Raw genomic sequence first — 22,301 nt, 5'->3', positions numbered from 1 at the left:
AGCAAAAATTAAGTAATTGTTATAAGAGAATGACTATAGTTCTCATTAGAGATATTTTAACAAATATGAGGAAGCTTATGTTAACCAGATAATTTCTTAAATTGACTTACTAGTCAGCCTTGAGAGAGAGGTAGATATTGTATGAACTGGAACAACCAGGAAATTTAATGTCGCCATATAGCCAAAATATTCTCATAAATGTTACAATTGTTAATAAGGCTCCAATAGAAAAATGTTTAAGAAGCTACCTTTTATCTAACTGTAGATACTTGTGAAAAGTAGGAAATAACTGTAACTTTTAGCAGTTAAGAAGCCTAAATTTGATTATTATGAGCAGCCGAGTTTCTCGGGCGCGTAAGTTGCAAACCATAGCATGGGTTCCCAGTCTGACTGGCTAGTACCCTAACAAAGCATCTATACCTTAATGACCCTACCGCCAAACCCATCATTACCAAAGAGTAGCGCCATGAAGACCGCTCAGACAGCCACAGACCTCGTGCGGACTTACCTGCGTGAGATTGGCCGTGTGCCACTCTTAACCCACGAGGAAGAGATTTTCTATGGTAAGCAGGTGCAACGTTCCTGCACCTTGCACGAATCAAGGGAATCTCTTGCCACCCAGTTAGGTCGTCAACCGACTCTAGAAGAGTGGGCCGAAGCGACAAAGTTAGAACCAGCAGAGTTGAATGAAGCGATCGCTGATGGTGAGATTGCCAAGCGTAAGATGGTAGAAGCCAATTTGCGGCTGGTAGTCTCCGTTGCTAAAAAGTACATAAAGCGCAACGTCGATTTACTGGACTTGATCCAAGAAGGTAGTATTGGTATGCAACGGGGCGTAGAAAAGTTTGACCCTACCAAAGGGTATAGATTTTCTACCTATGCCTATTGGTGGATTCGCCAAGCTATCACCCGTGCTATAGCCGAAAAAGCCCGCACCATTCGGCTGCCTATCCATATTACTGAAAAATTAAATAAAATTAAAAAGGCACAGCGCCAATTGTCTCAAAAGTTGGGACGCGCTCCTACAGCTGGTGAGCTAGCTGAAGAATTAGAATTGACCCCCAAACAAGTACGAGAATATCTAGAAAAGGCGCGTTTGCCCCTTTCCTTGGATTTGCGGCTAGGTGATAATTACGACACTGAACTGGGAGAAATGCTGGAAGATCCAGGAGCATCTCCAGAGGAGTTTGTCATGCAATCTTCCCTATCTTATGACTTAGATCGCCTGATGGGTGATCTCACGCCACAACAAAGGGAAGTGATCACATTGCGTTTTGGCTTAACTGATGGACAAGCCCTAACGCTAGCTAGAATTGGTGAAATCCTAAACATCAGCCGGGAACGAGTTCGGCAAATTGAGCGGGAAGCCTTAACCAAGCTTCGCAAGTCTAAAGCCAACATGGATGAGTATTTGGCAAGTTAGAAGAAAGTTAGGAGTTAAAAGTTAGGAGTGAGGAGGTAATTAAAAACTCCTCACTCCTAACTTTATTTATTAGGGTGAGAAAATACGCTGACTTTGGTACGGTTACGCCTACTTCCATCAGAAAGCTAGGCTGTTACATTAGTTGACAGGAAGACAAGATAACTAGCTAAGTCTAATCCAAAACAGGCATTTCATATTTAAATCACAAGTTCAAATCACAAGCACCGCAGCCAGCAGTGGTAGTTAAGGAGCTAAAAAATGAGTAATCCATCCAATCGTGTCTCAGAATTTTTCAATAGCGAATCAGAAACTAGCGATTTACTATGGCAGTACGTTAAATCCTTGAGTCCAGAGACAGTTACCCAACTATCCAAACCTGCATCTACTGAAGTTTTTCAGGTGATGGAACGGAATATTACAGGACTATTGGGAAACCTACCTTCAGAACACTTTGGCGTTACTGTAACCACCAGTCGAGAAAGTCTGGGTCGGCTTCTTGCTTCTGCTATGATTAGTGGTTATTTCTTGCGTAACGCTGAACAGAGAATGAATTTTGAAATCGCCCTACAAGGGACTGAAACCAACAATAACCAAATTGACTAGAAATATAAAATTTGGGAAATTCAATATTCTTGTTGGGCTGATAGCTAGTCACAGTCACAACGATACTAAGTGAAAATAAGCCTCTGCGAAATCTTTGCCCCTAATTTCCAATCATGCATCAGCTAAAATTTTTTAAAATCTAAAGCAGTGACGAATTAAAATTCAAATTTAAACGCATAGGCAATTCGCCTTCCCGCAGGATAGGAGCACAAAGATTATCGCAGAGGAGCACAAAAGTTTTGAATGTGGTAACCTATGGACTTATGTAATTTGTTGATTAGTTACAACTAGAGGCTTATTGCTAAATGATTAATACATATTTGTGGAGAAACTAATAGCGGTAGACGGCCTTTGCAATAAATCTAAACTCGGCAGAGTTAAAACTAGTCTGCCGAGTTTTGTTATTAATCATTAGTTATTACTCTTCTTCATTTCCCCCTCTTCTCAATAAACTATGAGTCAAACCAGTTTTTTCCCACCCCATAAAATCATTGGTGTTGCAGTAATTTGGAACGCCCAAGAGCAAATTTTAATTGATCGCCGCCGTCCAGAAGGAGCTATGGGTGGTTTGTGGGAATTTCCTGGGGGCAAAATTGAGCCTGGTGAAACTATCCAAGAGTGTATTCAACGCGAAATTTCCGAAGAACTGGGAATAATAATTGAAGTAGGAAAGCATCTGATTACTATTGACCACTCCTATATAGACTTGCGCGTTACCCTCACAGTACATCACTGCCGCCATCTTACAGGTGTTCCCCAACCTTTGGAATCAGATGAAATTCGCTGGGTAACCTTAGAACAACTGGAGCAGTTTAGTTTTCCTAAAGCAAATATTCAAATTATTGCTGCCCTGAAGCAGTCTAAAGAGACAAAAGATTTTATTTTTTAAAAAAAGTACATAAATCTCTAATTACGCATTGATAGAGATATCTGCTCGACAAAAGCATAGATAAAGTTTACCACTTTAGTTTTTTTGGATTCCCTCAAAGCGGATAATATTTTCTAGCTGGACTACCGTCCTCTTATACCATTTCCTTTAATTATGTATCCTTATTAAAGGAAATGGTATTAGGGGTAGGATAAATCCGAGATTCAAAGTTAAGACTTGAAAATTGCTTAACTATATCTCAGGATTAAATTTAGATGTAGGCATTTCTCAATATGGCAATTCACTTGACAAAACGGCTTTCTGTGTTCGCTGCTATTCTAGCTCTTGTCCTTTTCATGCCGGGAATTGCCTTAGCTGCACCCGTTCAACTCTATACTACTTCTGGTGTAATTTTCGCCCAAACTAAAACTGCTAGCTACTCCAAGTTGTCGGAGATTAACCTGACTCCGCTACAAAGCCAACAACTCCAGGCTGTGCGTCAGAGAAGAAACAGGGAAATTGAGGCAGTCTTAAGCACATCGCAACGTGCCCAACTTAATCACAATCTCCGGGCTGGTAATAATATCAATCAAGCCCTAGAAAAACTGAATTTGCAACCAGAACAGCAAGATTTTGTAAAGGCGATCGTGCAATTTACCAACTTGAAAATCAAAGCAATCTCATCTAGGCATTCACTAAAAATAGTACAGCAATAAAGATTTTACTTGTAGAATTTAAATTTTGAGCCTTTGTCATAGAAGATATCAATAATATTTTCTATGACAGCCTTTTTGATAAAATGCGATCAAGCGATCGCACTTTTTCTTGTAGGTATCTCACCTACTATTGCCCAATACGCATAACGAACGTTGCATCTTCATCTAGAATAAATTCTTTTCAGACGCACACAGCGTTATTGCTACGTGTAGAGGTTATGGGGATAACTTGCCCTTCTATGAGTTCCACCCGTTCATCGGCTGTGATCATAACCGTCTCAAACATCCGGTGATATTCGTTTACAGTCCAGAGGCTGACTCTAGTTTCATAAATTTTAGGCGATATCATCATCTGCAAAAGTGCAAATATCTCTTACTCTCAACTTTTGCAGCATCTATAATTAATCTTGCCCTATTTAGTTCGTTACCATGTCGGAAGAAGATATCCGGGCCGCCAGGCTGGAGAAAGTAGAACAACTCAAGCAGCTAGGGACAAATCCCTACGCCTATCGTTGGGAATCTACCCATCATGCAGCGCAGTTGCAAGAAAAGTTTGCCGATTTAGCCAGTGGTGAAGAAGTTGATTTAGAAGTTGCGATCGCTGGACGCATTATGGCGCGTCGCGTTTTTGGTAAACTCGCTTTCTTCACCTTGCAAGATGAAACTGGCACAATTCAGCTTTATTTGGATAAAAATCGCATCCAAGAAAGCATGGCAGATATTGATGCTGATGCCTTCAATCACTTAAAACAACTCACAGATGCAGGCGATATCCTAGGAGTTAAAGGCACTATTAAACGGACTGAAAAGGGCGAGTTATCTGTCTACGTTAAACAATATACTATCCTGACTAAATCCCTGTTGCCGCTACCCGACAAGTGGCATGGATTAACGGATGTTGCCAAGCGCTACCGTCAGCGCTACGTTGACTTGATTGTTAACCCGGAAGTGCGGCAAACTTTCCGCCGTCGCGCCCAAATTACTGCTGGTATCCGTCGCTATTTAGAAGAACGGGATTTTCTAGAAATTGAAACGCCGGTTTTGCAAAGTGAGACTGGGGGTGCAGATGCGCGTCCATTTATCACTTACCACAATACCTTAGAAATGGAGTTGTATTTGCGAATTGCCACAGAACTTCATCTCAAGCGGTTGATTGTAGGTGGTTTTGAAAAGGTGTTTGAATTGGGGCGAGTTTTCCGTAATGAGGGAATTTCGACTCGACACAATCCCGAATTTACGACGATTGAAATTTACCAAGCCTACGCCGATTACAACGATATGATGGCGCTGACAGAGGGGATTATTACCACTGTCGCCCAAGAGGTACTCGGCACATTGCAAATTACCTACCAAGGGGAACCTATAGATTTAACACCACCTTGGCGGCGAGTGACAATGCACGATTTAGTTAAAGAATTTACTGGCTTAGATTTCAATTCTTTCCAAACATTGGAAGAAGCAAAAACAGCAAGTAAAAATGCTGGTATTCCTGGTGTAGATGAAGCCAAATCAATTGGTAAGTTACTAAATTTAGCTTTTGAAGAGAAAGTAGAAGCTAATTTAATTCAACCTACCTTTGTAATTGATTACCCAGTAGAAATTTCGCCTCTAGCAAAACCCCATCGTTCTCAACCTGGTTTGGTGGAAAGATTTGAGTTATTTATCGTCGGGCGAGAAACTGGAAACAGCTTCTCAGAACTTACCGATCCTATCGATCAAAGAGAACGCCTAGAAGCCCAAGCTGAAAGAAAAGCTGCTGGTGACTTAGAAGCCCAAGGTGTAGATGAAGACTTTTTGACAGCCCTTGAATACGGTATGCCGCCTACAGGTGGTTTAGGGATTGGGATTGATCGGTTGGTAATGTTATTAACTGATTGTGCCAGTATTCGGGATGCGATCGCCTTCCCATTACTCAAGCCTGAAGGCAGCGTTATTAAGCAATTTACCTATGAGCCAAAAACTCAAACACTGACTATTGAATTTGATAGTGGAAGTGTTTACGAGTATTTCAAAGTACCTCCCAGTGTCAAGGAAGACTTAGACAATGCACCGTCTAAAGGTCAATACTTTAACAAGTTCATTAAAGGGAAATTTAAGTTTGAACAGTTGAGTTGACCTACTTAAGCATATAAACACTAAGGTGCGTTAGGTAAAGCCATAACGCACCATTTTTATTTGCCAAGGTTTACGCATAAAAAATATTGGGTGGAGCGATGCCTACGGCTGCAAGCTACGCACCACCCAACCTAAAATAATCAATCTAAAGTCCACTAATTCGCTACTTCAGCCACCTCAATCACGCGTCCTTCATAGTCCTTGACCAAAAAATTCAGGGGCTTTTGGTTGCGAATCTTGAATTTCAAACCACGCACTTCGACTCGCATTAAAATCATTTCCAGGCAGTCGTGATCAAAACAAACGTGGCGTTGCTGATTTTTGCTACCTAAACTCGCCCCAGTAATGACATGTAGCTGGGTGTTTTTCTTCAATTGATACCACAGCCCATCGTTGGCATTATTCATCATTTTGCTAGATAAGCTCGGCCCAGTAGACATATATAGCGGATCAATCCCAGTTGCGCCTATAGTTTGTTCGTAGTTGTAGTAGTAGTGCAAAGGCACCTCAGCTGCTGGCAAATCTAGCAGCCCTTCATACAACTGTCGGGCAATCTCCAAATCCGACACCATTACAGTGTGTACTTTTGGCGCACTAGTAAGGAACATCCACATTGCGCCAGCGTAAGCTGCTAGCAGCATCACCATAATGCCTTGGGTGGAGAACAGGCTATCTAAGGGCAGGGAAGGCAGAAAGGAGCCTAAGGTAAGGGGACTGAGCAGGAACGATATCACACTAACTGCTATAACCATGAACAAATAAGGATTCTATAAGGGAGCCGATTTTATGATTGTCGATTAAGACTAAAATTAAGTCTTTGTTTCTAGTTTATCAATACTGAAGTAGTCTGAGTCTGGGCTACAAACTGGGCAACACCAAGATATTATGCGATTAGCTACGGGAGTGCAATTCCCAAAACTATTTTAACAACTATCAATCGAAAGGCTTATGCAAATTCCTCATTTCCCGGAAGCTAATCACCCGCTGGTGAAGTCGCTGTTCCATCACAGTGACCATGAACTACTGACTCTGTTTCAGCAAAATCCAGATACCGGAAAGTACTTTACGGTGATTTTTTGCCGCTATAGTCCCATAGTGTATACCTTAATTCGGCATTCGGCGCGATCGCCTGTGCAGGCAGATTATCTGTTTGCCCTCACTTGGCGGCATATCTATTACGAACTCGGTGGACTAAATTTAACTGACTCTGAATCAGGCGAGGAAGCCTTAACCATGCAAAATTGGTTAATTAATATGACAGCTTTCTGTATTAACGAGATTAAACTACCACCCACAGAAGCAATTCATTATTCTCTCCAAGCGACTTCGCCGCCACTATGGTGCTATGTGGAACAAGCGTTAGACCAACTACCGCCAGTTTTGCGATTAATCGTGTTAATGGCTCAAACTTTCCACTGGAGCGAAACTAGAATCGCCGCCTATCTGCAAGCCGAAGGAGAAGCGATCGCTCCTAACGAAGTAGCCAATTTTCTCCAGGAAGGCTATCGTATGCTAGAGGACAAATTACCCACAGATATCCGCACCATATACTTTGGAGAAGATTTAACGCAATCTTGATTTAAGTATAAATGCGTATACTATCTGTCTTCAATTTAAAAACTTAAAACTTCTTCTTAGACCTTCTACTTAAACCCGCAACTTTAGGGGTAATTTTTATGAAACAAAGGCTTGTATTTCCCAGGCAAAAAGTAGGCTTAATTTGTGTAGGTGCGATTTCTCATCGCCAAGTACTTTTACACAGCTTTTTACTATTTACTTTTTTGCTGAGTCCGATAGCTGCGGGTGCGGTTGATATTACACAACAACTCCATCGCCCTTTAAATAGTTCCGTTGGGCGACAGTCAAGAGATGAAGCAGATAGCTTGCTGCGTATCGGTGAACAACAATATGCTTCAGGATATGCCGATAAAACAATTGCATCGTCCTTGCGGGCGCTGGAACTTTATCACTCAATTGGCGACCTGAAAGCACAAGGTCTGACTTACAATTTGCTTGCTAAGGCTTATGTGCAGCTAGGCAGTTTAAAAGAGGCGGAAGATTCTTTACGACGAGGATTAGCGATCGCTCGTGATACTAAAGACTTTCAAACTCAGGTTTTTGTGCTCAATAATATCGGTACATTTCTGCTGCAACTAGGAGAATTTGCTGCTGCTGGCAAAACTGTTGAAGATGCACTCACAATTGCTCACAATGTCAAAAATATTGAAGGCGAAGGACTGTCTTTGAGTAATTTAGGATTAGTAGCAGCTAGGTTGGGAGATTATAACAAGGCGATTAAATTGTATGAAAATGCTTTAATTTTTCGCCGTCAGACTGGCAATGCCATCGGTGAAGCAAATACCTTAAATAATTTAGGAGAGGCTTACTTAGCATCTGGAAATTATCGAGATACCATTAGCGCTTATGGGGTAGCAATGCGGATAGCTAAAACTAACCGCGATCGCACTAATGAATTACGGGCAATTGACGGTTTAGTTACTGCTCACACTGCTGTCGGACGCTACGAACGGGCTTTTGATTTACTAGAGCAACGTTTAGCACTCGCTAAAGAATTGCGAAATTTGCGAGAAGAATTAAAATCTTTTGAGTCTTACGCTCAGTTATACAAGCAACAAGGTAATTACCTAACTGCCCGCAATTTTTACGAAAGGGCGATTATATTGGCGCGAACATTGGAAGACAGCAAGCAAGAAGTGCAATTGCTAGATCAGCTAACTAAAATGCTTCAGCGGAAGTAGGAGTTAGGGTAAGGTTAGGATTGAAGATTTGTTTTACTCCTAACTCCTAACTCTTCGATTAATTCAAGAACACTGAACCGTTTTGTTCAATTCTCATAGCACTTCTACCCTGTGCTGGATCAGTGGCTTCGTTAAATGTAACTTCCAAATTTCCTGCTTCTGATGAGGGTTTTGGAGTTACCGTCAGTTGTCCGCCATCTTCTCGTTGGAATGTCACCGTTACTGGTGCGTTTAGACCTCGCAGTGTTACATCTGACTTACCTTGTAGCGATCGCGGTGCTGTATCGCCAATTACTTGGTAGGTTACATTAGCCGCAGTGTCATTCACCAACTTGATATTAACTGCACCATTCGCCAGTGCGATTGTAATGGTGGGTGCTTGTTGTTGACTAGGCAAAGGTGGTTGACTTACGGAAGCTCTTGGTGAACTAACGGGTGCTTCACCGCCAACACCTAATCTTGTTTGATCTTGTGATGGGGTCGCAGGGACGGGAAGAAGCCCTTGGGCTGCTAGTCTTTGAGTTAGCGCATTAGGAGGACATCCTTGTGGTACCACAACCCGATTGTTATGTGGTTCTTCGTAGAAAATCCTAGGACAAGGGTTAACCTTGGGAGTAGATTCTTGTGCTACTACTTGAGGAATTGCTGGCAGACTAATTAGTAATCCTCCACAAATAGCGCCAAATAACTCGGCAGACTTCCTAAAGTTTTTAGACTTCATATTCATTATTGACTCCTATAATAACAATCACATTATTTATTGTAAGAATTGTTAAATAAAAAAATGATAAGGCTTTATCTGTAATTTATGCATTCAATATTAGCGATTAATTCTAATTTTTGTATCTAGCCAAAGACTAAAAAATTAGACATAACTATTTCATTCCTAAGACTGAAACAGCTAAATCATTAGTGTTAAATTCCAAAATTAACCAACATAATAATATTGTTCTGCTCAAGTAGTAAAGAAGGAAGAGTCAAAATATCAAACTGTGGCAATTCAATAAATGGCTCAATATTGCAGATGTTGTTATATGTAGTAAATTTGTTTAATTTTCTACATCTATCACAGGAAACAAAAATTTCTTGCCAAATTAAGACTCAAGAGTTATTGGTAAAGTGACAGTAAAAGTAGTGCCAATGCCTTGGATACTTTCAACTTGAATATGACCTTGATGATGTTCGACAATAGCTTGAGCGATCGCTAATCCTAATCCTGAACCAGTAGGACTGGCTGTAGCTGTATTTCCAGTCCTATGAGTCCGTGCCGGATCTACCCGATAAAAGCGGTCAAACAAGCGTGGTAGTGCTTCCGCTGGAATTCCAACTCCGGTATCACTCACTTTAACTTGTAACTGGGCACTGGTGTAACGTAGTCCAGAAACACGATTTATTCCCTCTATCCGCGCCAATTCCACTTTCACCCGTCCACCTGCTGGCGTGTAATACAAAGCGTTAGCAATCAAATTTGTAAACAACCGCACCAGTTGATCCCAATTACCCACAAGGGTAAACCAATTTTCCAGTAATTCGGGGCTAGTTTCGGAAGCAGGAGGATCAACTAAGTCCAGAGAAAGAGCGATTTCTTTTTCAGGGACTAACAATTCTTGTTCTTCAACTACCTCCATCAGCAAGGCATCTAGCGGACAAGGTGAAAAAGTTTCTTTGCTAATACCACTATCCTGTCGTGCTAAGAAGAGTAAGTCATTGACTAACTTACCCAAACGCTGCGTTAACCGTTCCACCACCTTTAACTGTTGCCGATACTGCAAAGAAGTAGTCGCTTCTATCTCTGCTAAATCCAAGTCAGCAAGGGCGACTTGCACATTGGTTTGAATCAAAGTAATGGGACTTCTAAGTTCATGAGAAGCATCAGCAGTAAATTGTTTGAGGCGTTGGTAGGACTCGCCTACAGGTTCCATCGCTTTACCCGAAAGAAACCAGCCACTTGCACCTACAGAAAGCACCATTAACGCAATACCTAGCGCTAAATCAAAAATTAACTGGCGACTGGGTTTGGTGACTTCAAACCAGGGATGACTAACACGCAGATATCCTAATACTTGCCGTCCTACTTCCACCCTTTGGGTAACTTGCCGTAATAACAGTGCAGAGTTTTGAGTGGGGATTGGGGAGTAGGGAGAGACGCGATTAATAGCGTCTGTACTGGGAAGTTTATCATCTTTGCTTTTTTCTTTCTCTGGCTTAATTACGCGCACAGTTTCACCAGTGCGGTTGGCATGAATGGGAATATTTAGGGGTTCGGATAGCGTCGACCAAAGTAATTCACCAGTTGGACTAAACCATTCTAGGTCGATGTGGTCATCTTCTACGGTGTCCGCATTATCACGAAAACTGGCTTCTAAATTAATGCGAACTTTATCTGCATCAGCATTAATTGGCTCAAATATAAGCGTAGATGCACAACGGCTTGTTGTAAGACAACGCTCCACTATTTCCACTACATGGTTAAGAGTATCATCAATCCGCTCAATCAGTGTACTGCGGACGTATAAATAAACGCCACTTGCAAACAGTAGTAGTAATACGGCAGTGACGGCAGTGTACCAAATTGCAAGACGGCGGCGAGTAGCCTGAAACATATTTTTCACCCACTTTTTTGACTTAATATCTCTAGATTAAGTGTATATACGGTTAAAGTTTAGCTCCCTTTTTTACTTCTGGTGATTTTGCTGAGGTTTAGTTTTTGCTCAAGAATTACACTCTTGTTGCAGTAAATCTGCTTAATCCTATTTTATTCTTTACAGCCAGGATAAAAAATTGATTTACTTTGACTATCTATATCGAGATTTACTGAAACCACTGTTGAATGCATCCAAATTAACTAACCAAAAAATCGAGTTTTTTAAATCAAATCATGGATGACTATATAAATTGTTTTTTCAGATCAAACAACCATAGCCAACCTTCAGTAGCTTGATTTAAATTTTATTTATTTTTGCTTTTGAATCTACCAACCAGCATATTTCTATTGTGGAAACCTATAAAGTCCCGAACGAAAAATTTCTTAATATCTCACTAATGAGATTAAAGAAAAAGGTAAAAATCCTTGTAATGTGCTTGTTGTCTTCAACAATTCTGTTCAAATTAATATTAGTTCAATTATCTGCGATCGCATTAGATTTAGACAATCGTAAGAATGTTGAATTAATAGTAGACGATGGTGCAATTACTAGCGTTAAAAAGTATAGCAAGTTTGACAAAATAGATAATTTGCAAAGCAAAGCACTGTTAAAACAAACTTTAAAAGATGCTAACTCTAACTTACAGAAGATAAAACATTTACATGACTTCACCATAGCTGATGTTATCCCAATTGAAGAATATAAAGTAGAGCCTCCCAAGCCACCTGAGCAAGATGAAGAAGAAACTCAACCAGATACGATTAAACCATCAACTCCAAATGAACAGAAACCCTACACAACAACACAACAAATACTAATAGAAAAACTACGCCAAGCTAAAAAGCAACAACAAGTAAATCAGAAGAAAATAATTATTGATGCTTTGACACTTAGTGCCAACAGGTACCCGTGGATTGTTAACCCTACAGATAACCTTAGTTTTAGACCTCAATTATTTAAACCAAATGAAGACGAAAATTATATAGATACGGATTTAAATATCAGATTTTCTGGAGAAAATCAGTTTATTGATAAATTTACCTATGCTAAATTTCCCAAAGCTGAACAGTTTTACTGGGTTCTTGATAACAATAGATTAGTAATTGAGACTAAGGGTACACAAGCAGGTATTATTGCTCAAGGTAGAGCTTCTGAAAATTACACTACCCAAAATATGACATCAACCCAAGGATTTTGGGGTTTACAATCTCTTACGACTTTACCTGTAAATTTTGACGAATTAATCGGCGAAGCTGGAATTAATGATTTTTCTATAGTTTCTATAGCAGGAGAACTAGTTAATCCTGAAGGAATACCTGCTGGTAGAGTGATAATTAATAGCGGAATTAATCCTGAAGATCCTAATGTCACAGTTCTGGAAAACATTACACCAATTCTTGGTAGTGGCTCTACTTTGAGTAATGACGGTGGGGGAGCTTTATTTGAATTATTAGATGGTACTAATACACCTCGAATTATACAAGCCTTTCCTACCACGAATTTAAAGCCTTTACTAAATGGGGGAAGCGTTAAACTCCAACTAGGCGAAATTATTCCTGATTCTGTTCTAGAATCAGCTGGTATTTTATGGGGTAATATTTTGACAGGTGAAGGCTTTGGTTTTACTGCTCCTGTCTCTTCATTACCAGGTATTAAGATTGCCCAGAGAGACGAATTTGATAATTTTGATTTGTTGAATATAGCAGTCAATCCTTTCTTAACGCCACTAGAGAGAGACTTGTCTTATTTAAATTCTTTATCTTGGGTATCTTTCGGCAAAAGAGACCCCGTATTTGAAGTTTTATCTGATACACAAAAAACTTCTAATTGGCACAGGTTATATGTTAATCATCCTCATAACCGTACCATTATTCAATACGATCCAAAAGAAATTAGTGCTACTTATTCTAATGTTTTTGCTAGTCCTGGATTATCGATTACAGCTAATTTTAGTGAATTTAGCATTGATGGTATACAAACAGCTAACTCTACTTTAGGACTGGCATTAGGTGGAATTTTTGAATTTATAAAAATAGATAATATTGACGAAAGTTTAGCAGAAGCGCGGCAAAGCTTTAAAAACGGAGAAAGTTTTGTTCCCTTAAATACAAAGTCTACACCAGATCAAAGAAGACAAATTAATAATAGAATTAATCGTACTTTAGCGTATTCTAATGCAGCCAGCAGTCTAGAACAGGTATCTGGAAGTTTTACACTTGAGAGTAAAATTACTCCCAATGACTCTAGTATATTGCAAATAAGAACAGGAAATCACAAACGCGCAGTTCAATTTTTACAAAGGGATATTGAACTTTTAGATCCAGGTGATACATTCTTTTCAACACTCAGACTTTCTAATGAGAGATTTGGGCCTCTGACTTTCATAGGAAATCAAATCCCTTTGACTAATACTGATATTAATCCTATTAACGAATCTACCGGTGCTGAAATTATTTTGACTAACTCTCAAGGGAGACAATTTGTCCAACGGTTTAGTTCCGAAGATAACACTATAGTACCAATTCCAGTCCGGACATTTGATTTAGCGTTCGATTATTTTGAACTCACCAGAGTTGATCTCATAGGTGTGAGCTTTAAAAGCTTTAATGGTTATCTATCTTTACCCTCAGTCGAATTATTAGCTGCGGGTTCTGCTGGTGATTTAAACTATAGCGCTAGCTTGGGAACTTGGTTTAATATAAATGCCAACTCAGCGCCTGGAGTTTCTAATAATAATTTAGGGTTAGCAGAACCATCTGTGGGCATATATGCTAATGTTCTGGTTAATTATATTAAAACTGATGTCCAGTTAGGCTCAAATAAAAAACCTGTAGCTATCAATACTCACGTACCATCCCTAAAAATTGACTGGAATAGTGCATCAAATAGCAATAATCCTTTTTCTACTGTCTTAAGCTATTACTTTAATCATCAAGAAAGAAATTTAAGTTTTTCTTTAGCGCCTGCCATAGCTTTTATTCAAGATAATAGTAATGGGGAGTTTCTAGGACTGTTTAGTGGTGAACTTAGTACTAGCACGGGTTTTAATATTAATACCAACCTAGAGCTAGGTAAAAATATTTTTTATGAGTTACAGGGGTTACAAAGGCTCGGCACAAATTTATCTGTTGGTGCTTATATTAAAAATTATTCTACAAGAAATCTGGGTTTAAATAGCCGAGTGTCTGGCTTAAACTATGGAGCTATTTTTAGATATAACTTTACCGATAATAATGTTTTTCTAGAATCTAAAATTGGTACGGGCGAAAATGGATTTGATCTGCAAATTCAAGGTGGTTATCGATTTTAAAGGCACAGGGCAAGAGGCAATTAATACTTTTCCTATTGCCCGAAAAATCCTCATGTTCGTAGATGCAGCCACGAGATTAATATAGTTTTTTCAGTTATTCTAAAGCCCCTAAGCCGTTAGTGCTGTTGATTGCCTGAATGAGAGAGGCTGCATCGGGAATTGATGCTGGATTATTGACTGTTTGTAAAGTTGGATTTAAAAGCGAATTGTTATTATTTGTGATTATTTCACTGGCTGTTCCTACTGTGAGAGATAAAGAAGTGATTCTTTCATTAGTTGCTCCAATATTTGTAAAAGTAGGCGTTATTGTTAAAGTCGTGTTTGTGCCAGGATTTAAAAAATTATTACTAACAGGTAAGGACAGTTCACCACTAACACTTTGATAAGCGCCGGAAGGTGAAACTATAGAAACAGCACCACGCGCCACAGCTTGTTGTGCATGTACTGGCGCTGCAATTAAATTGCCTACACTGATAAAACCCAGCAAGTAAAGGCTTCTTTTGATAGTTAGAGGTAATTTACGGAACAGGCTATACATAATTAATCTACTCCTCATGCTCTTTTAGATTTGCATGAGCAATATAGCCGTAACTTCCTAGAAAATTTGATTGCTAGACTACTAAAATTTGGTATAAGGATTAACACTTAGTAAATAAAGTCAAAAAGCAAAGGGCAAAAGGCAAGAGTAATTATTGCGTTATTGTCTTGTGCCGATTGCCTTTTAGCTTCTGCCGATTGCCTGTTGTCTCTTGCCTATTGCCTAATTTAAAAGATTTAGTGAAGTATCTATTTAAACAATATCAAAAGCCCGATTTCTTTAAGAAATCGGGCTTATATGGTAATATAGTGGATAAGTTTGGAATACCGCCCCTCAACTACATTCAAGGGGCTGTATTTTTTTATTCAATCTGTTATGTCTCACTCGCTCTCTACCTTATCCCGCATCAAAACTATGGATATAGGTAAAGGAAAGTCTGTCAAAGAGTCGATTTGCGTATTACCAAATATTTTGCTGCAAATGCCTAGCGTGTTAATGTCACAGTTGTTTTGTCTCAACTGATGGCAACACTTTCTCAAACAACACCCAAAAAGACATTGAAAATCAACGCAAGGTGTGAAAGCATGTAGACTAAAAGCCGATCGCTTTTTACACTATCGTGATTCTCTATCAGGTAACAATAAGTCTATTCTAAACCGCCATTAGCTGCTCTGACAAGGGTTGCTATATCTACAACATCTGTAAAAGCACCGTTATCAATGGCTGCCGCAATAGCTGCTTCGATTGTGGCACTAGGCGGTGAAGTTAGGGTTATAACTGCACCTGGATCTATTGTGAAAGTATCTACAGCTTCATCATTTCCACCTATAACACCAGTATATGTAGGTGTAACAACTAATGTTGGCCCGGTAAAATACGCACCAGAAGGTGCAGTTAACTCAGCACTGACGCTGAGAGAAGAACCTGATGGTCTAACGATTGTAACCGCACCACGAGCAGCAGCATCTCCTGCATTTGCAGGTGCAGCAAAGAAATTACCAACACCAACCAAACCTAATACGCAAACACTGCCTTTGATAATTGTAGATAGTTTCATGATTCACAAGCTCCTTGTGTTTTCATCTTTGCGTTTTCAATATAACCTTGACTATTAATAACTATTTCAGTAATAACACTGAAATTATTCAAAATATTGGTAGTGATAAATTAAAAAAACTAATAGACGAAATTATTAGTGCGGATCTTAATGACAGCAGCACAATCACAAAAAATAGACATATAGCATGGCTTGTAATTACTTAATTACTGTAGTGAAGTTGTGGCAATGCTTACTAAATTTCGCATTTTGGAAAACCAAGTGTAGAAAGCCCTGGAGGTAAAGCTTTAGACTGTTTACAACACAATAATCCTCTGTAAAGACTACTTAATAATTCGTCATAAATTGTCAGAAATGCCTATGTCATATCTTTGCTAAATCTTAAGTGCATCTTTATGGTTAATATGCTGTGGGTAACGATTTGAATTCCCAGGCTTCTAGCAATTCTCATGTGGATGCAATATTTTCTAGGGGCGTACAACTATGCGCTCGTACTATATTCCACACAGTTGAAAACGGCTATAAAATCTAGTTATAGGTCAATAGGCTGGGTGTTAGTGATATTTTTCCCTGCAAGATCTCCCTAATCCCCCTTAAAAAGGCTTGCTCTAATTCCCTAAGGAGGGTTTAGAGAGGATCTAAGCCTTAGCCCAAACGTATTGAGTTATGGGTTGGGTAGAGTGATTCTCTGAAAGAGATGCGACGCGATCGCAAAACCAAAAAATTTCTTAGTAATTTTCGGTTTCATAGCTACACAAGTTTTTTTAATCTTTAACTGAAGTTATTTAAATAGAAATAGATTTTTGATTTAAAGATTATGTCTGTCCCTTACCAGTAGCGAGGTAGAGAATCAGCACAATCAAAAATTGCCTCAGCGTTATGCTCAAGCACCATTTAACTTACTATGTTTATTGTCCCCCAGTTCAATGGGCCACATCTGCCTGTCCTTAGGTCATTATGGCAAAATCTAAGAAAAGCTCTACCCCCATCAATCTCAGCGATCCACAATATTATCTTAACCGAGAGTTAAGCTGGCTAGAATTTAATGGCAGGGTATTACATGAAGCCTGTGACGATCGCACGCCCCTTCTGGAACGCCTCAAGTTTTTGGGAATATTCAACTCTAATTTGGATGAGTTTTTCATGGTGCGTGTTGCTGGTTTAAAGCAACAAGTAGAAGCGAAAGTTAGCTTGTTAACTCCCGATGGTCGGACACCACAACAACAGTTAGACGATATTCGGTCTACCCTTATTCCCCAGGTAAAGAAACAGCACCAACATTTTGAGGAAGTACTTCGTCCCCTACTAGCAAATCACGGCATCCATATTCTGGATTACATAGATTTGAATCAAAAACAGCGGACTCATCTCAACAACTATTTTGAGGAACAAGTCTTTCCAGTTTTGACTCCTTTGGCTGTTGATCCTAGTCATCCCTTTCCTTTTATTTCTAATCTCAGTCTAAATCTGGCTGTTGTGGTCAAAAACCCAGACACCGAAGAAGAATTCTTTGCCAGAGTTAAAGTCCCTAGTGTTCTACCACGCTTTTTACCGATACCGCCGGAGTTGGGAGATCACAACAACGAAAAACCTGCTCACTGGACTGGTGTACCTTTAGAACAAGCGATCGCTCATAACTTAGAATCTCTATTTCCAGGGATGAATATTCAAGAATATCATCCGTTCCGCATTACCCGTGATGCCGATTTGGTCTTAGAAGAAGATGAAGCAGATGATTTGTTGTTAGCGATCGAACAGGAATTGCGAAAACGGCGGCTGGGTGGAAGTCCAGTCCGGCTAGAAATTCAATCCCAGACTCCTGAAATAGTGCGATCGCGATTATTGCAAGATTTGGAATTGACAGAAAGTGATCTCTACGAAGTAGACGGTCTTTTGGGTCTGCGGGATTTGATGTATTTTATGTCCTTGCCATTGCCGGAACTCAAAGATCCACCACGCCAATCTGTTGTACCATTACGCCTGCAAAGGCTGAGGGAACCAAGTCTAGACCCAGATGCACTAGAGACGGACGAAGGAAAAGACTTTTTTGCTGTGATTCGCGAAAAAGATTTGCTAGTACACCATCCCTATCAATCCTTTTCGGCTACAGTGGTGCGCTTTATTACCCATGCGGCCTACGACCCGAATGTGTTAGCCATCAAGATGACCCTTTACCGGACTTCTGGCGACTCGCCTATAGTCAACGCCTTAATTGCCGCCGCCGAAAATGGCAAGCAAGTATCTGTACTGGTGGAATTAAAAGCGCGATTTGATGAAGAGAATAATATTTACTGGGCAAGACGACTAGAAAGAGTTGGAGTTCATGTTGTCTATGGTTTAGTGGGGCTGAAAACCCACAGTAAAACCGTTATGGTGGTACGGCGGGAAAAAGACCGGATACGTCGCTATGTGCATATTGGCACAGGTAACTATAACCCCAAAACGGCACGACTGTATACAGATTTGGGATTGTTTAGTTGCCGTGAAGAATTGGGTGCTGACATCACAGATTTATTTAATTTCTTGACAGGATACTCCCTGCAAAAATCTTATCGAGAGTTGCTGGTTGCGCCTGTGAATATGCGCGATCGCTTTTTGGCACTAATTCACCGCGAAATCGAAAATGTTCAAAATGGATTTTCTGGACGCATTGTTGCCAAAATGAATTCCCTAGTCGATCCAGAAATTATCACCACTTTATATGAAGCTTCTCGCGCCGGAGTGCAAATCGATTTAATTATCAGGGGCGTTTGCTGTTTGCGTCCAGGACTCAAAGACATTAGTGAAAACATTCGCATAATCAGCATTGTCGGTCGCTTTTTAGAACACTCTCGGATTTATTATTTTCATAACAATACACAAGAGGAAATCTATATCGGCAGTGCCGACTGGATGCGCCGCAATTTAGATCGCCGAGTGGAAGTAATTACCCCAGTGAAAGACCCTGATATTGCTAAAGATTTGCAAGAAATTATGGGAATCATGCTCGCAGATAATCGGCAAGCTTGGGAATTACAAGCCGATGGCACTTATATTCAACGCCGTCCCTATGATGATTCTCCAGAAGCTAATTCACAAAAAATTCTCATGAATATGGCATTACGCTCAAGTGGTGTAGCCTCAAACCTGATTGATTAAAAAATCAGTTACTTCTACCTTGACAACTAGCTCAACTTAGTTTTTTTTAGAAAACTTTAATTTTTTGAGAAGTTATCTAAGTTGTTTGTCATGGATTCACACAAGTTATTCAACCATAGGATAGAGTTAGTGCTGGCACTTGTTCCCATAAACTAGAGAGGTTATTCTAAATAAATTTGTCTTTCCCCTCAATGTTAATGTTATCCTGTGAGCTTTCTACCTTGCGTGTTCTAGTAGTTGATGACCACGAACTGACTCGTTTAACCTTACAATTAGTTTTTTCTTGCCAGGAAAATATTCAAGTAGTAGGTTTAGCCAGTAATGGTGAAGAAGCTATAGAAATGGTTAAACGTTGCCATCCTGACGTAATTGTTTTAGATTTACAGATGCCAGTCATGGATGGCTGGAGTGCGTCTAGTCACATTAAAGCTATATCTCCGAACACCCAAATCCTTGCTTACTCCTCAGTGGAAGACGTAAATTTTCAGGGCGCAAAGGCAATGTCTAGCTTTGATGACGTTTGCAAGAAAGATGTACCTACAAGCGAACTTATTGCTTTAGTTAGGCAGTTAGGTCAGCGTGCAGGAGATGGTTCAGTTGCAGGATAAATATACAGCTATGTTGCTTCGCCAACTTAGGCTTAGTTCAATTTTGGGGATTTGAGGACATGATAGTAATGAGAAGCGTCGGTATAACCTGGAATTTACGGTTATACCGACGCGGTTTTTGATAATTTCTACTCTACCGGAATGGTGCGTTTAAATTCATCAATTAATTCATCCAATTCTTCCAAAGCCTGATTTACGTCAATTCTCAAAGTTCCCAGGTTTGGTTGTTCCAGTAGGCTTAACAGGTACTCGCGTTTACTTTGAACTGCGACAATTCTTTCTTTTATAGTCTGTAAATCCATTATTTTTTTCCTATCTATTAACTACCTTTAAGTTTTAAGTTAACTTAAAATCAAACATTCTGGGGCACTATACGCCCTTAGTAATCCAATACACTAACTTTATGGGTTAGAAACTCTCCGTATCACCGCGTCTACCGAAGTTCTGAATTCTAAGGAAGGCAGAATTTATTGACTTGTTAGGGTATCAGTCTTAACTTGGCAATTTTGAGTTGCTTGAATACTACAGCCTAGGGACAATCTTCTTCCCTAATTTGTTACTCATAGCCGATGATAATAAAACTAAGGTATTAAAACTTTATACTAATTTAAGCTCATGCTACGCCAAATCTCTTTGGGAACAATCGGTTTAACCATCGGCGGTATATTAACCATCATTGGCTTCGTCGCCTATGCTGGTAATAATGCCACACTCAATCTTGTCGGATTTTTTTACGGGATTCCTCTATTGTTGGGAGGGTTAGCGCTGAAAGCTAATGAACTCAAGCCAGTACCCCAAACTACGTCACCGTCAGCATTGATACTGCGGGAACAGCAAGCAACTGATACTCAAAATAAAATTCGCAAAGATATCACCCGATATTGTTACGGTCAAGATGCTCATCTAGATACAACCCTTTCTTTTCTGGGTTTGAGTCCCACAGACCAGGAACGGCCAACAGTCACAGGGTTGCGAGAAGAAGAAGTTAATGGGAGCTATGCCCTAATTTTAGAATTTGATTCTCCGCTAATACCAATTGATGTATGGCAAAAAAAGCAGGAAAAAATGACCAACTATTTTGGCCCTGGATTGGAGATTAAAATAACACAGCCATCTGAAAATACAATTGAGCTAGCGCTGATAAATACTCAAAAAGAGTCATTAGTCAGTAGTCAATAGTCAAGAACGATTGGGCGAATAGAATGAGACTGTTGGTCAATTCAGGATGGGTTAAACCCCCACGCCTAAAAGCTTGGTTTTGGATTGCTTTGCCACCCTGCAATAAATTCCTTCCTCATAGCTAAAGTGCGTTTCAACACACTGAAATTAAAAAAATTAAGATGGATTGGAGTTGATGGGTTAGATCACCTATCAATTCGCCAACAGTCTCATATAATTCCCTACTCCAGAAACAAAGTCCACTTACGTGGACTTAATAAAATAACTCGCATAGGCGGGTTTGGTCTGTGTAGCCAACTAGTGCGGTCTTTTCCTAATGCAAAGAAGCGTCTGGGTGTTTCCCCAATAAGCAACTGATTGCTCAAAAAGTTACTTTTCTAAACGAACTGCATACCACTGTAAATATTGCCCAAGACCAATATCTAATTCGCAGGTGGTGTCGAGTAAATATTGTGCTTGAGCTTCCACGCTATTAAACTTCTGCAAGTCAGGCGGTAAATCTTGAATTATGAGTTGTTGGAGAGTTGTTTTGAGCTTTTCTAATAACTCTGATGGTGTCAGAAATTGTTCTTGTTGATTTGTTTCTAGAACTACAAAGTGATCTTGCTGATACATTAATGGGTCTGGCATTTTAAAGATTTAGTGAATGTAAATAGGTTTTGTTTTTTGATAAGAAATTTTGGTTGTTTGTGTAGCCAAAAACATGGCGTTTTTATGTGCAGTTTGTGAAGTAATTATAGAATTTAGTTGTTCAAAATATGAATTTTATTTTAATATGTCTTTATTTATTATATCTATATAAATCTAGCCATAGCTAAAAAAATTCTATCTTTCAAAACAAACAATCTATATTTTAATTTAGCTAGATATATTGAATCTAATTCAATCAGAATTTTTACTTAATTTATTAACCCATGATTACTAAAAAATAAATTCTTAAACCAAGTATAATTTCAATCTTATGTAATTATACTAAATCTTTGCAACACTTATCGAATAGACTAAATAAATTAAAGCCAAGTGATATTAGTATTTAGTATTAGCTATCTTCTGAGTGCACTTTGGGAATTATTTTGCCCTGTCTCACAAAGTTTATAAACTAACTAAAAAATTAAATAAGTAAGGTGTGTATTTGCAATTCTCCAAAAAATTGTAATTTAACTTTAACAATGGGGAAATATAAAAGTAACATTTCCTCCCATAACCATAGCCGAACAAAAAGGTAACAATTGCCTTCGTGTTCCAATTATAGATTGTCTATGCAACTTATACCAATTTAATATGAAGCTGCATAGAAAAGAGCTTCTAGGATAAAATTATAAGAAGAGATAGAAATTACCTG

Annotated in this window: 19 protein-coding genes; 11 read left to right on the top strand and 8 right to left on the bottom strand. The window is 39.4% G+C overall.

Translation table 11 applies throughout. From position 1 onward, the window contains the following. Positions 1–466: 466 nt before the first annotated feature. The 4 genes from ACEYW6_RS24275 (at position 467) to ACEYW6_RS24260 (ending at position 3,610) form a co-directional block, all read left to right on the top strand. The gene (locus tag ACEYW6_RS24275; protein ID WP_190894756.1) at positions 467–1,423 is read left to right on the top strand and encodes an RNA polymerase sigma factor, RpoD/SigA family; all 957 of its coding nucleotides are present in this window, start codon (positions 467–469) and stop codon (positions 1,421–1,423) included. 258 nt (positions 1,424–1,681) lie between these two features. Continuing rightward, the gene (locus ACEYW6_RS24270) at positions 1,682–2,026 is read left to right on the top strand and encodes a DUF760 domain-containing protein (protein ID WP_412981769.1); all 345 of its coding nucleotides are present in this window, start codon (positions 1,682–1,684) and stop codon (positions 2,024–2,026) included. Between the two features lie 454 nt (positions 2,027–2,480). Next, positions 2,481–2,915: an 8-oxo-dGTP diphosphatase MutT gene (gene mutT, locus ACEYW6_RS24265; RefSeq protein WP_190894758.1), complete on the top strand. Its 435-nt coding sequence runs from the start codon at positions 2,481–2,483 to the stop codon at positions 2,913–2,915. A 272-nt stretch (positions 2,916–3,187) separates the two neighbouring features. Then, positions 3,188–3,610, top strand: coding sequence for a hypothetical protein (locus tag ACEYW6_RS24260; RefSeq protein WP_412981768.1), 423 nt, complete (start codon positions 3,188–3,190; stop codon positions 3,608–3,610). A gap of 181 nt (positions 3,611–3,791) precedes the next feature. On the opposite strand, the gene ACEYW6_RS24255 is transcribed toward ACEYW6_RS24260, so the two are convergent. Further along, complete coding sequence (locus ACEYW6_RS24255) at positions 3,792–3,962, bottom strand: hypothetical protein (RefSeq protein ID WP_412981767.1); 171 nt, start codon at positions 3,960–3,962, stop codon at positions 3,792–3,794. Positions 3,963–4,039: 77 nt separating this feature from the next. Here ACEYW6_RS24255 and lysS point away from each other — a divergent pair, with 77 nt between their 5' ends. Next, entirely contained in the window at positions 4,040–5,725 is a 1,686-nt protein-coding gene (lysS, locus tag ACEYW6_RS24250) for a lysine--tRNA ligase (RefSeq protein WP_412981766.1), read from the top strand. A 155-nt stretch (positions 5,726–5,880) separates the two neighbouring features. Here lysS and ACEYW6_RS24245 read toward each other — a convergent pair whose 3' ends face one another. Continuing rightward, on the bottom strand, positions 5,881–6,477 hold the full coding sequence (locus tag ACEYW6_RS24245) for a glyoxalase-like domain protein (RefSeq protein ID WP_190735826.1): 597 nt from the start codon (positions 6,475–6,477) through the stop codon (positions 5,881–5,883). 196 nt (positions 6,478–6,673) lie between these two features. Between ACEYW6_RS24245 and ACEYW6_RS24240 the strand changes: the two genes are divergently transcribed. Together ACEYW6_RS24240 and ACEYW6_RS24235 are read left to right on the top strand one after the other, a co-directional pair. Then, on the top strand, positions 6,674–7,303 hold the full coding sequence (locus ACEYW6_RS24240) for a sigma-70 family RNA polymerase sigma factor (protein ID WP_412981765.1): 630 nt from the start codon (positions 6,674–6,676) through the stop codon (positions 7,301–7,303). A 98-nt stretch (positions 7,304–7,401) separates the two neighbouring features. After that, on the top strand, positions 7,402–8,484 hold the full coding sequence (locus tag ACEYW6_RS24235) for a tetratricopeptide repeat protein (protein WP_412981764.1): 1,083 nt from the start codon (positions 7,402–7,404) through the stop codon (positions 8,482–8,484). Between the two features lie 58 nt (positions 8,485–8,542). Here ACEYW6_RS24235 and ACEYW6_RS24230 read toward each other — a convergent pair whose 3' ends face one another. Together ACEYW6_RS24230 and ACEYW6_RS24225 are read right to left on the bottom strand one after the other, a co-directional pair. Then, positions 8,543–9,211 carry a hypothetical protein gene (locus tag ACEYW6_RS24230; RefSeq protein ID WP_412981763.1) on the bottom strand — a complete coding sequence of 223 codons (669 nt, stop codon included), beginning with the start codon at positions 9,209–9,211 and terminating at the stop codon, positions 8,543–8,545. Between the two features lie 367 nt (positions 9,212–9,578). Further along, complete coding sequence (locus ACEYW6_RS24225; RefSeq protein ID WP_412981762.1) at positions 9,579–11,087, bottom strand: sensor histidine kinase; 1,509 nt, start codon at positions 11,085–11,087, stop codon at positions 9,579–9,581. Positions 11,088–11,478: 391 nt separating this feature from the next. Here ACEYW6_RS24225 and ACEYW6_RS24220 point away from each other — a divergent pair, with 391 nt between their 5' ends. Beyond that, entirely contained in the window at positions 11,479–14,439 is a 2,961-nt protein-coding gene (locus tag ACEYW6_RS24220) for a hypothetical protein (RefSeq protein WP_412981761.1), read from the top strand. 94 nt (positions 14,440–14,533) lie between these two features. On the opposite strand, the gene ACEYW6_RS24215 is transcribed toward ACEYW6_RS24220, so the two are convergent. Then, the gene (locus tag ACEYW6_RS24215; RefSeq protein ID WP_412981760.1) at positions 14,534–14,977 is read right to left on the bottom strand and encodes a hypothetical protein; all 444 of its coding nucleotides are present in this window, start codon (positions 14,975–14,977) and stop codon (positions 14,534–14,536) included. Between the two features lie 646 nt (positions 14,978–15,623). Then, a complete protein-coding gene (locus ACEYW6_RS24210) occupies positions 15,624–16,034 on the bottom strand; it encodes a hypothetical protein (RefSeq protein WP_196512105.1) in 411 nt (136 codons plus the stop codon). Positions 16,035–16,991: 957 nt separating this feature from the next. Here ACEYW6_RS24210 and ppk1 point away from each other — a divergent pair. Beyond that, positions 16,992–19,172 carry a polyphosphate kinase 1 gene (gene ppk1 / locus ACEYW6_RS24205; RefSeq protein WP_412981759.1) on the top strand — a complete coding sequence of 727 codons (2,181 nt, stop codon included), beginning with the start codon at positions 16,992–16,994 and terminating at the stop codon, positions 19,170–19,172. A 191-nt stretch (positions 19,173–19,363) separates the two neighbouring features. Next, positions 19,364–19,780 carry a response regulator transcription factor gene (locus ACEYW6_RS24200; RefSeq protein ID WP_190894770.1) on the top strand — a complete coding sequence of 139 codons (417 nt, stop codon included), beginning with the start codon at positions 19,364–19,366 and terminating at the stop codon, positions 19,778–19,780. A gap of 128 nt (positions 19,781–19,908) precedes the next feature. Here ACEYW6_RS24200 and ACEYW6_RS24195 read toward each other — a convergent pair whose 3' ends face one another. Next, on the bottom strand, positions 19,909–20,082 hold the full coding sequence (locus ACEYW6_RS24195; RefSeq protein ID WP_190894771.1) for a hypothetical protein: 174 nt from the start codon (positions 20,080–20,082) through the stop codon (positions 19,909–19,911). 313 nt (positions 20,083–20,395) lie between these two features. On the opposite strand from ACEYW6_RS24195, the gene ACEYW6_RS24190 reads away from it, so the two are divergent. Beyond that, positions 20,396–20,959: a DUF2854 domain-containing protein gene (locus tag ACEYW6_RS24190; protein ID WP_412981758.1), complete on the top strand. Its 564-nt coding sequence runs from the start codon at positions 20,396–20,398 to the stop codon at positions 20,957–20,959. Between the two features lie 369 nt (positions 20,960–21,328). Here ACEYW6_RS24190 and ACEYW6_RS24185 read toward each other — a convergent pair whose 3' ends face one another. Beyond that, on the bottom strand, positions 21,329–21,589 hold the full coding sequence (locus ACEYW6_RS24185) for a chlororespiratory reduction protein 7 (protein ID WP_412981757.1): 261 nt from the start codon (positions 21,587–21,589) through the stop codon (positions 21,329–21,331). Between the last annotated feature and the right edge of the window lie 712 nt (positions 21,590–22,301).

Source organism: Nostoc sp. UIC 10607, assembly GCF_047228265.1.
GTDB lineage: Bacteria > Cyanobacteriota > Cyanobacteriia > Cyanobacteriales > Nostocaceae > Nostoc > Nostoc foliaceum_A.
Note: the sequence above shows the minus strand (reverse complement) of the source record. Positions and strands in the feature narration are given on the sequence as shown.

Excerpts from the sequence above, each read along its gene's own strand:
- ACEYW6_RS24190 (WP_412981758.1), top strand. The coding sequence starts at position 20,396 with ATGCTACGCCAAATCTCTTTGGGAACAATCGGTTTAACCATCGGCGGT.
- ACEYW6_RS24230 (WP_412981763.1), bottom strand. The coding sequence starts at position 9,211 with ATGAATATGAAGTCTAAAAACTTTAGGAAGTCTGCCGAGTTATTTGGC.
- ACEYW6_RS24195 (WP_190894771.1), bottom strand. The coding sequence starts at position 20,082 with ATGGATTTACAGACTATAAAAGAAAGAATTGTCGCAGTTCAAAGTAAA.
- ACEYW6_RS24215 (WP_412981760.1), bottom strand. The coding sequence starts at position 14,977 with ATGTATAGCCTGTTCCGTAAATTACCTCTAACTATCAAAAGAAGCCTT.
- ACEYW6_RS24260 (WP_412981768.1), top strand. The coding sequence starts at position 3,188 with ATGGCAATTCACTTGACAAAACGGCTTTCTGTGTTCGCTGCTATTCTA.
- ACEYW6_RS24270 (WP_412981769.1), top strand. The coding sequence starts at position 1,682 with ATGAGTAATCCATCCAATCGTGTCTCAGAATTTTTCAATAGCGAATCA.
- ACEYW6_RS24235 (WP_412981764.1), top strand. The coding sequence starts at position 7,402 with ATGAAACAAAGGCTTGTATTTCCCAGGCAAAAAGTAGGCTTAATTTGT.
- ACEYW6_RS24200 (WP_190894770.1), top strand. The coding sequence starts at position 19,364 with ATGTTAATGTTATCCTGTGAGCTTTCTACCTTGCGTGTTCTAGTAGTT.
- ACEYW6_RS24245 (WP_190735826.1), bottom strand. The coding sequence starts at position 6,477 with ATGGTTATAGCAGTTAGTGTGATATCGTTCCTGCTCAGTCCCCTTACC.
- ACEYW6_RS24185 (WP_412981757.1), bottom strand. The coding sequence starts at position 21,589 with ATGCCAGACCCATTAATGTATCAGCAAGATCACTTTGTAGTTCTAGAA.
- lysS (WP_412981766.1), top strand. The coding sequence starts at position 4,040 with ATGTCGGAAGAAGATATCCGGGCCGCCAGGCTGGAGAAAGTAGAACAA.
- ppk1 (WP_412981759.1), top strand. The coding sequence starts at position 16,992 with ATGGCAAAATCTAAGAAAAGCTCTACCCCCATCAATCTCAGCGATCCA.
- mutT (WP_190894758.1), top strand. The coding sequence starts at position 2,481 with ATGAGTCAAACCAGTTTTTTCCCACCCCATAAAATCATTGGTGTTGCA.
- ACEYW6_RS24225 (WP_412981762.1), bottom strand. The coding sequence starts at position 11,087 with ATGTTTCAGGCTACTCGCCGCCGTCTTGCAATTTGGTACACTGCCGTC.
- ACEYW6_RS24255 (WP_412981767.1), bottom strand. The coding sequence starts at position 3,962 with ATGATGATATCGCCTAAAATTTATGAAACTAGAGTCAGCCTCTGGACT.
- ACEYW6_RS24210 (WP_196512105.1), bottom strand. The coding sequence starts at position 16,034 with ATGAAACTATCTACAATTATCAAAGGCAGTGTTTGCGTATTAGGTTTG.
- ACEYW6_RS24240 (WP_412981765.1), top strand. The coding sequence starts at position 6,674 with ATGCAAATTCCTCATTTCCCGGAAGCTAATCACCCGCTGGTGAAGTCG.
- ACEYW6_RS24275 (WP_190894756.1), top strand. The coding sequence starts at position 467 with ATGAAGACCGCTCAGACAGCCACAGACCTCGTGCGGACTTACCTGCGT.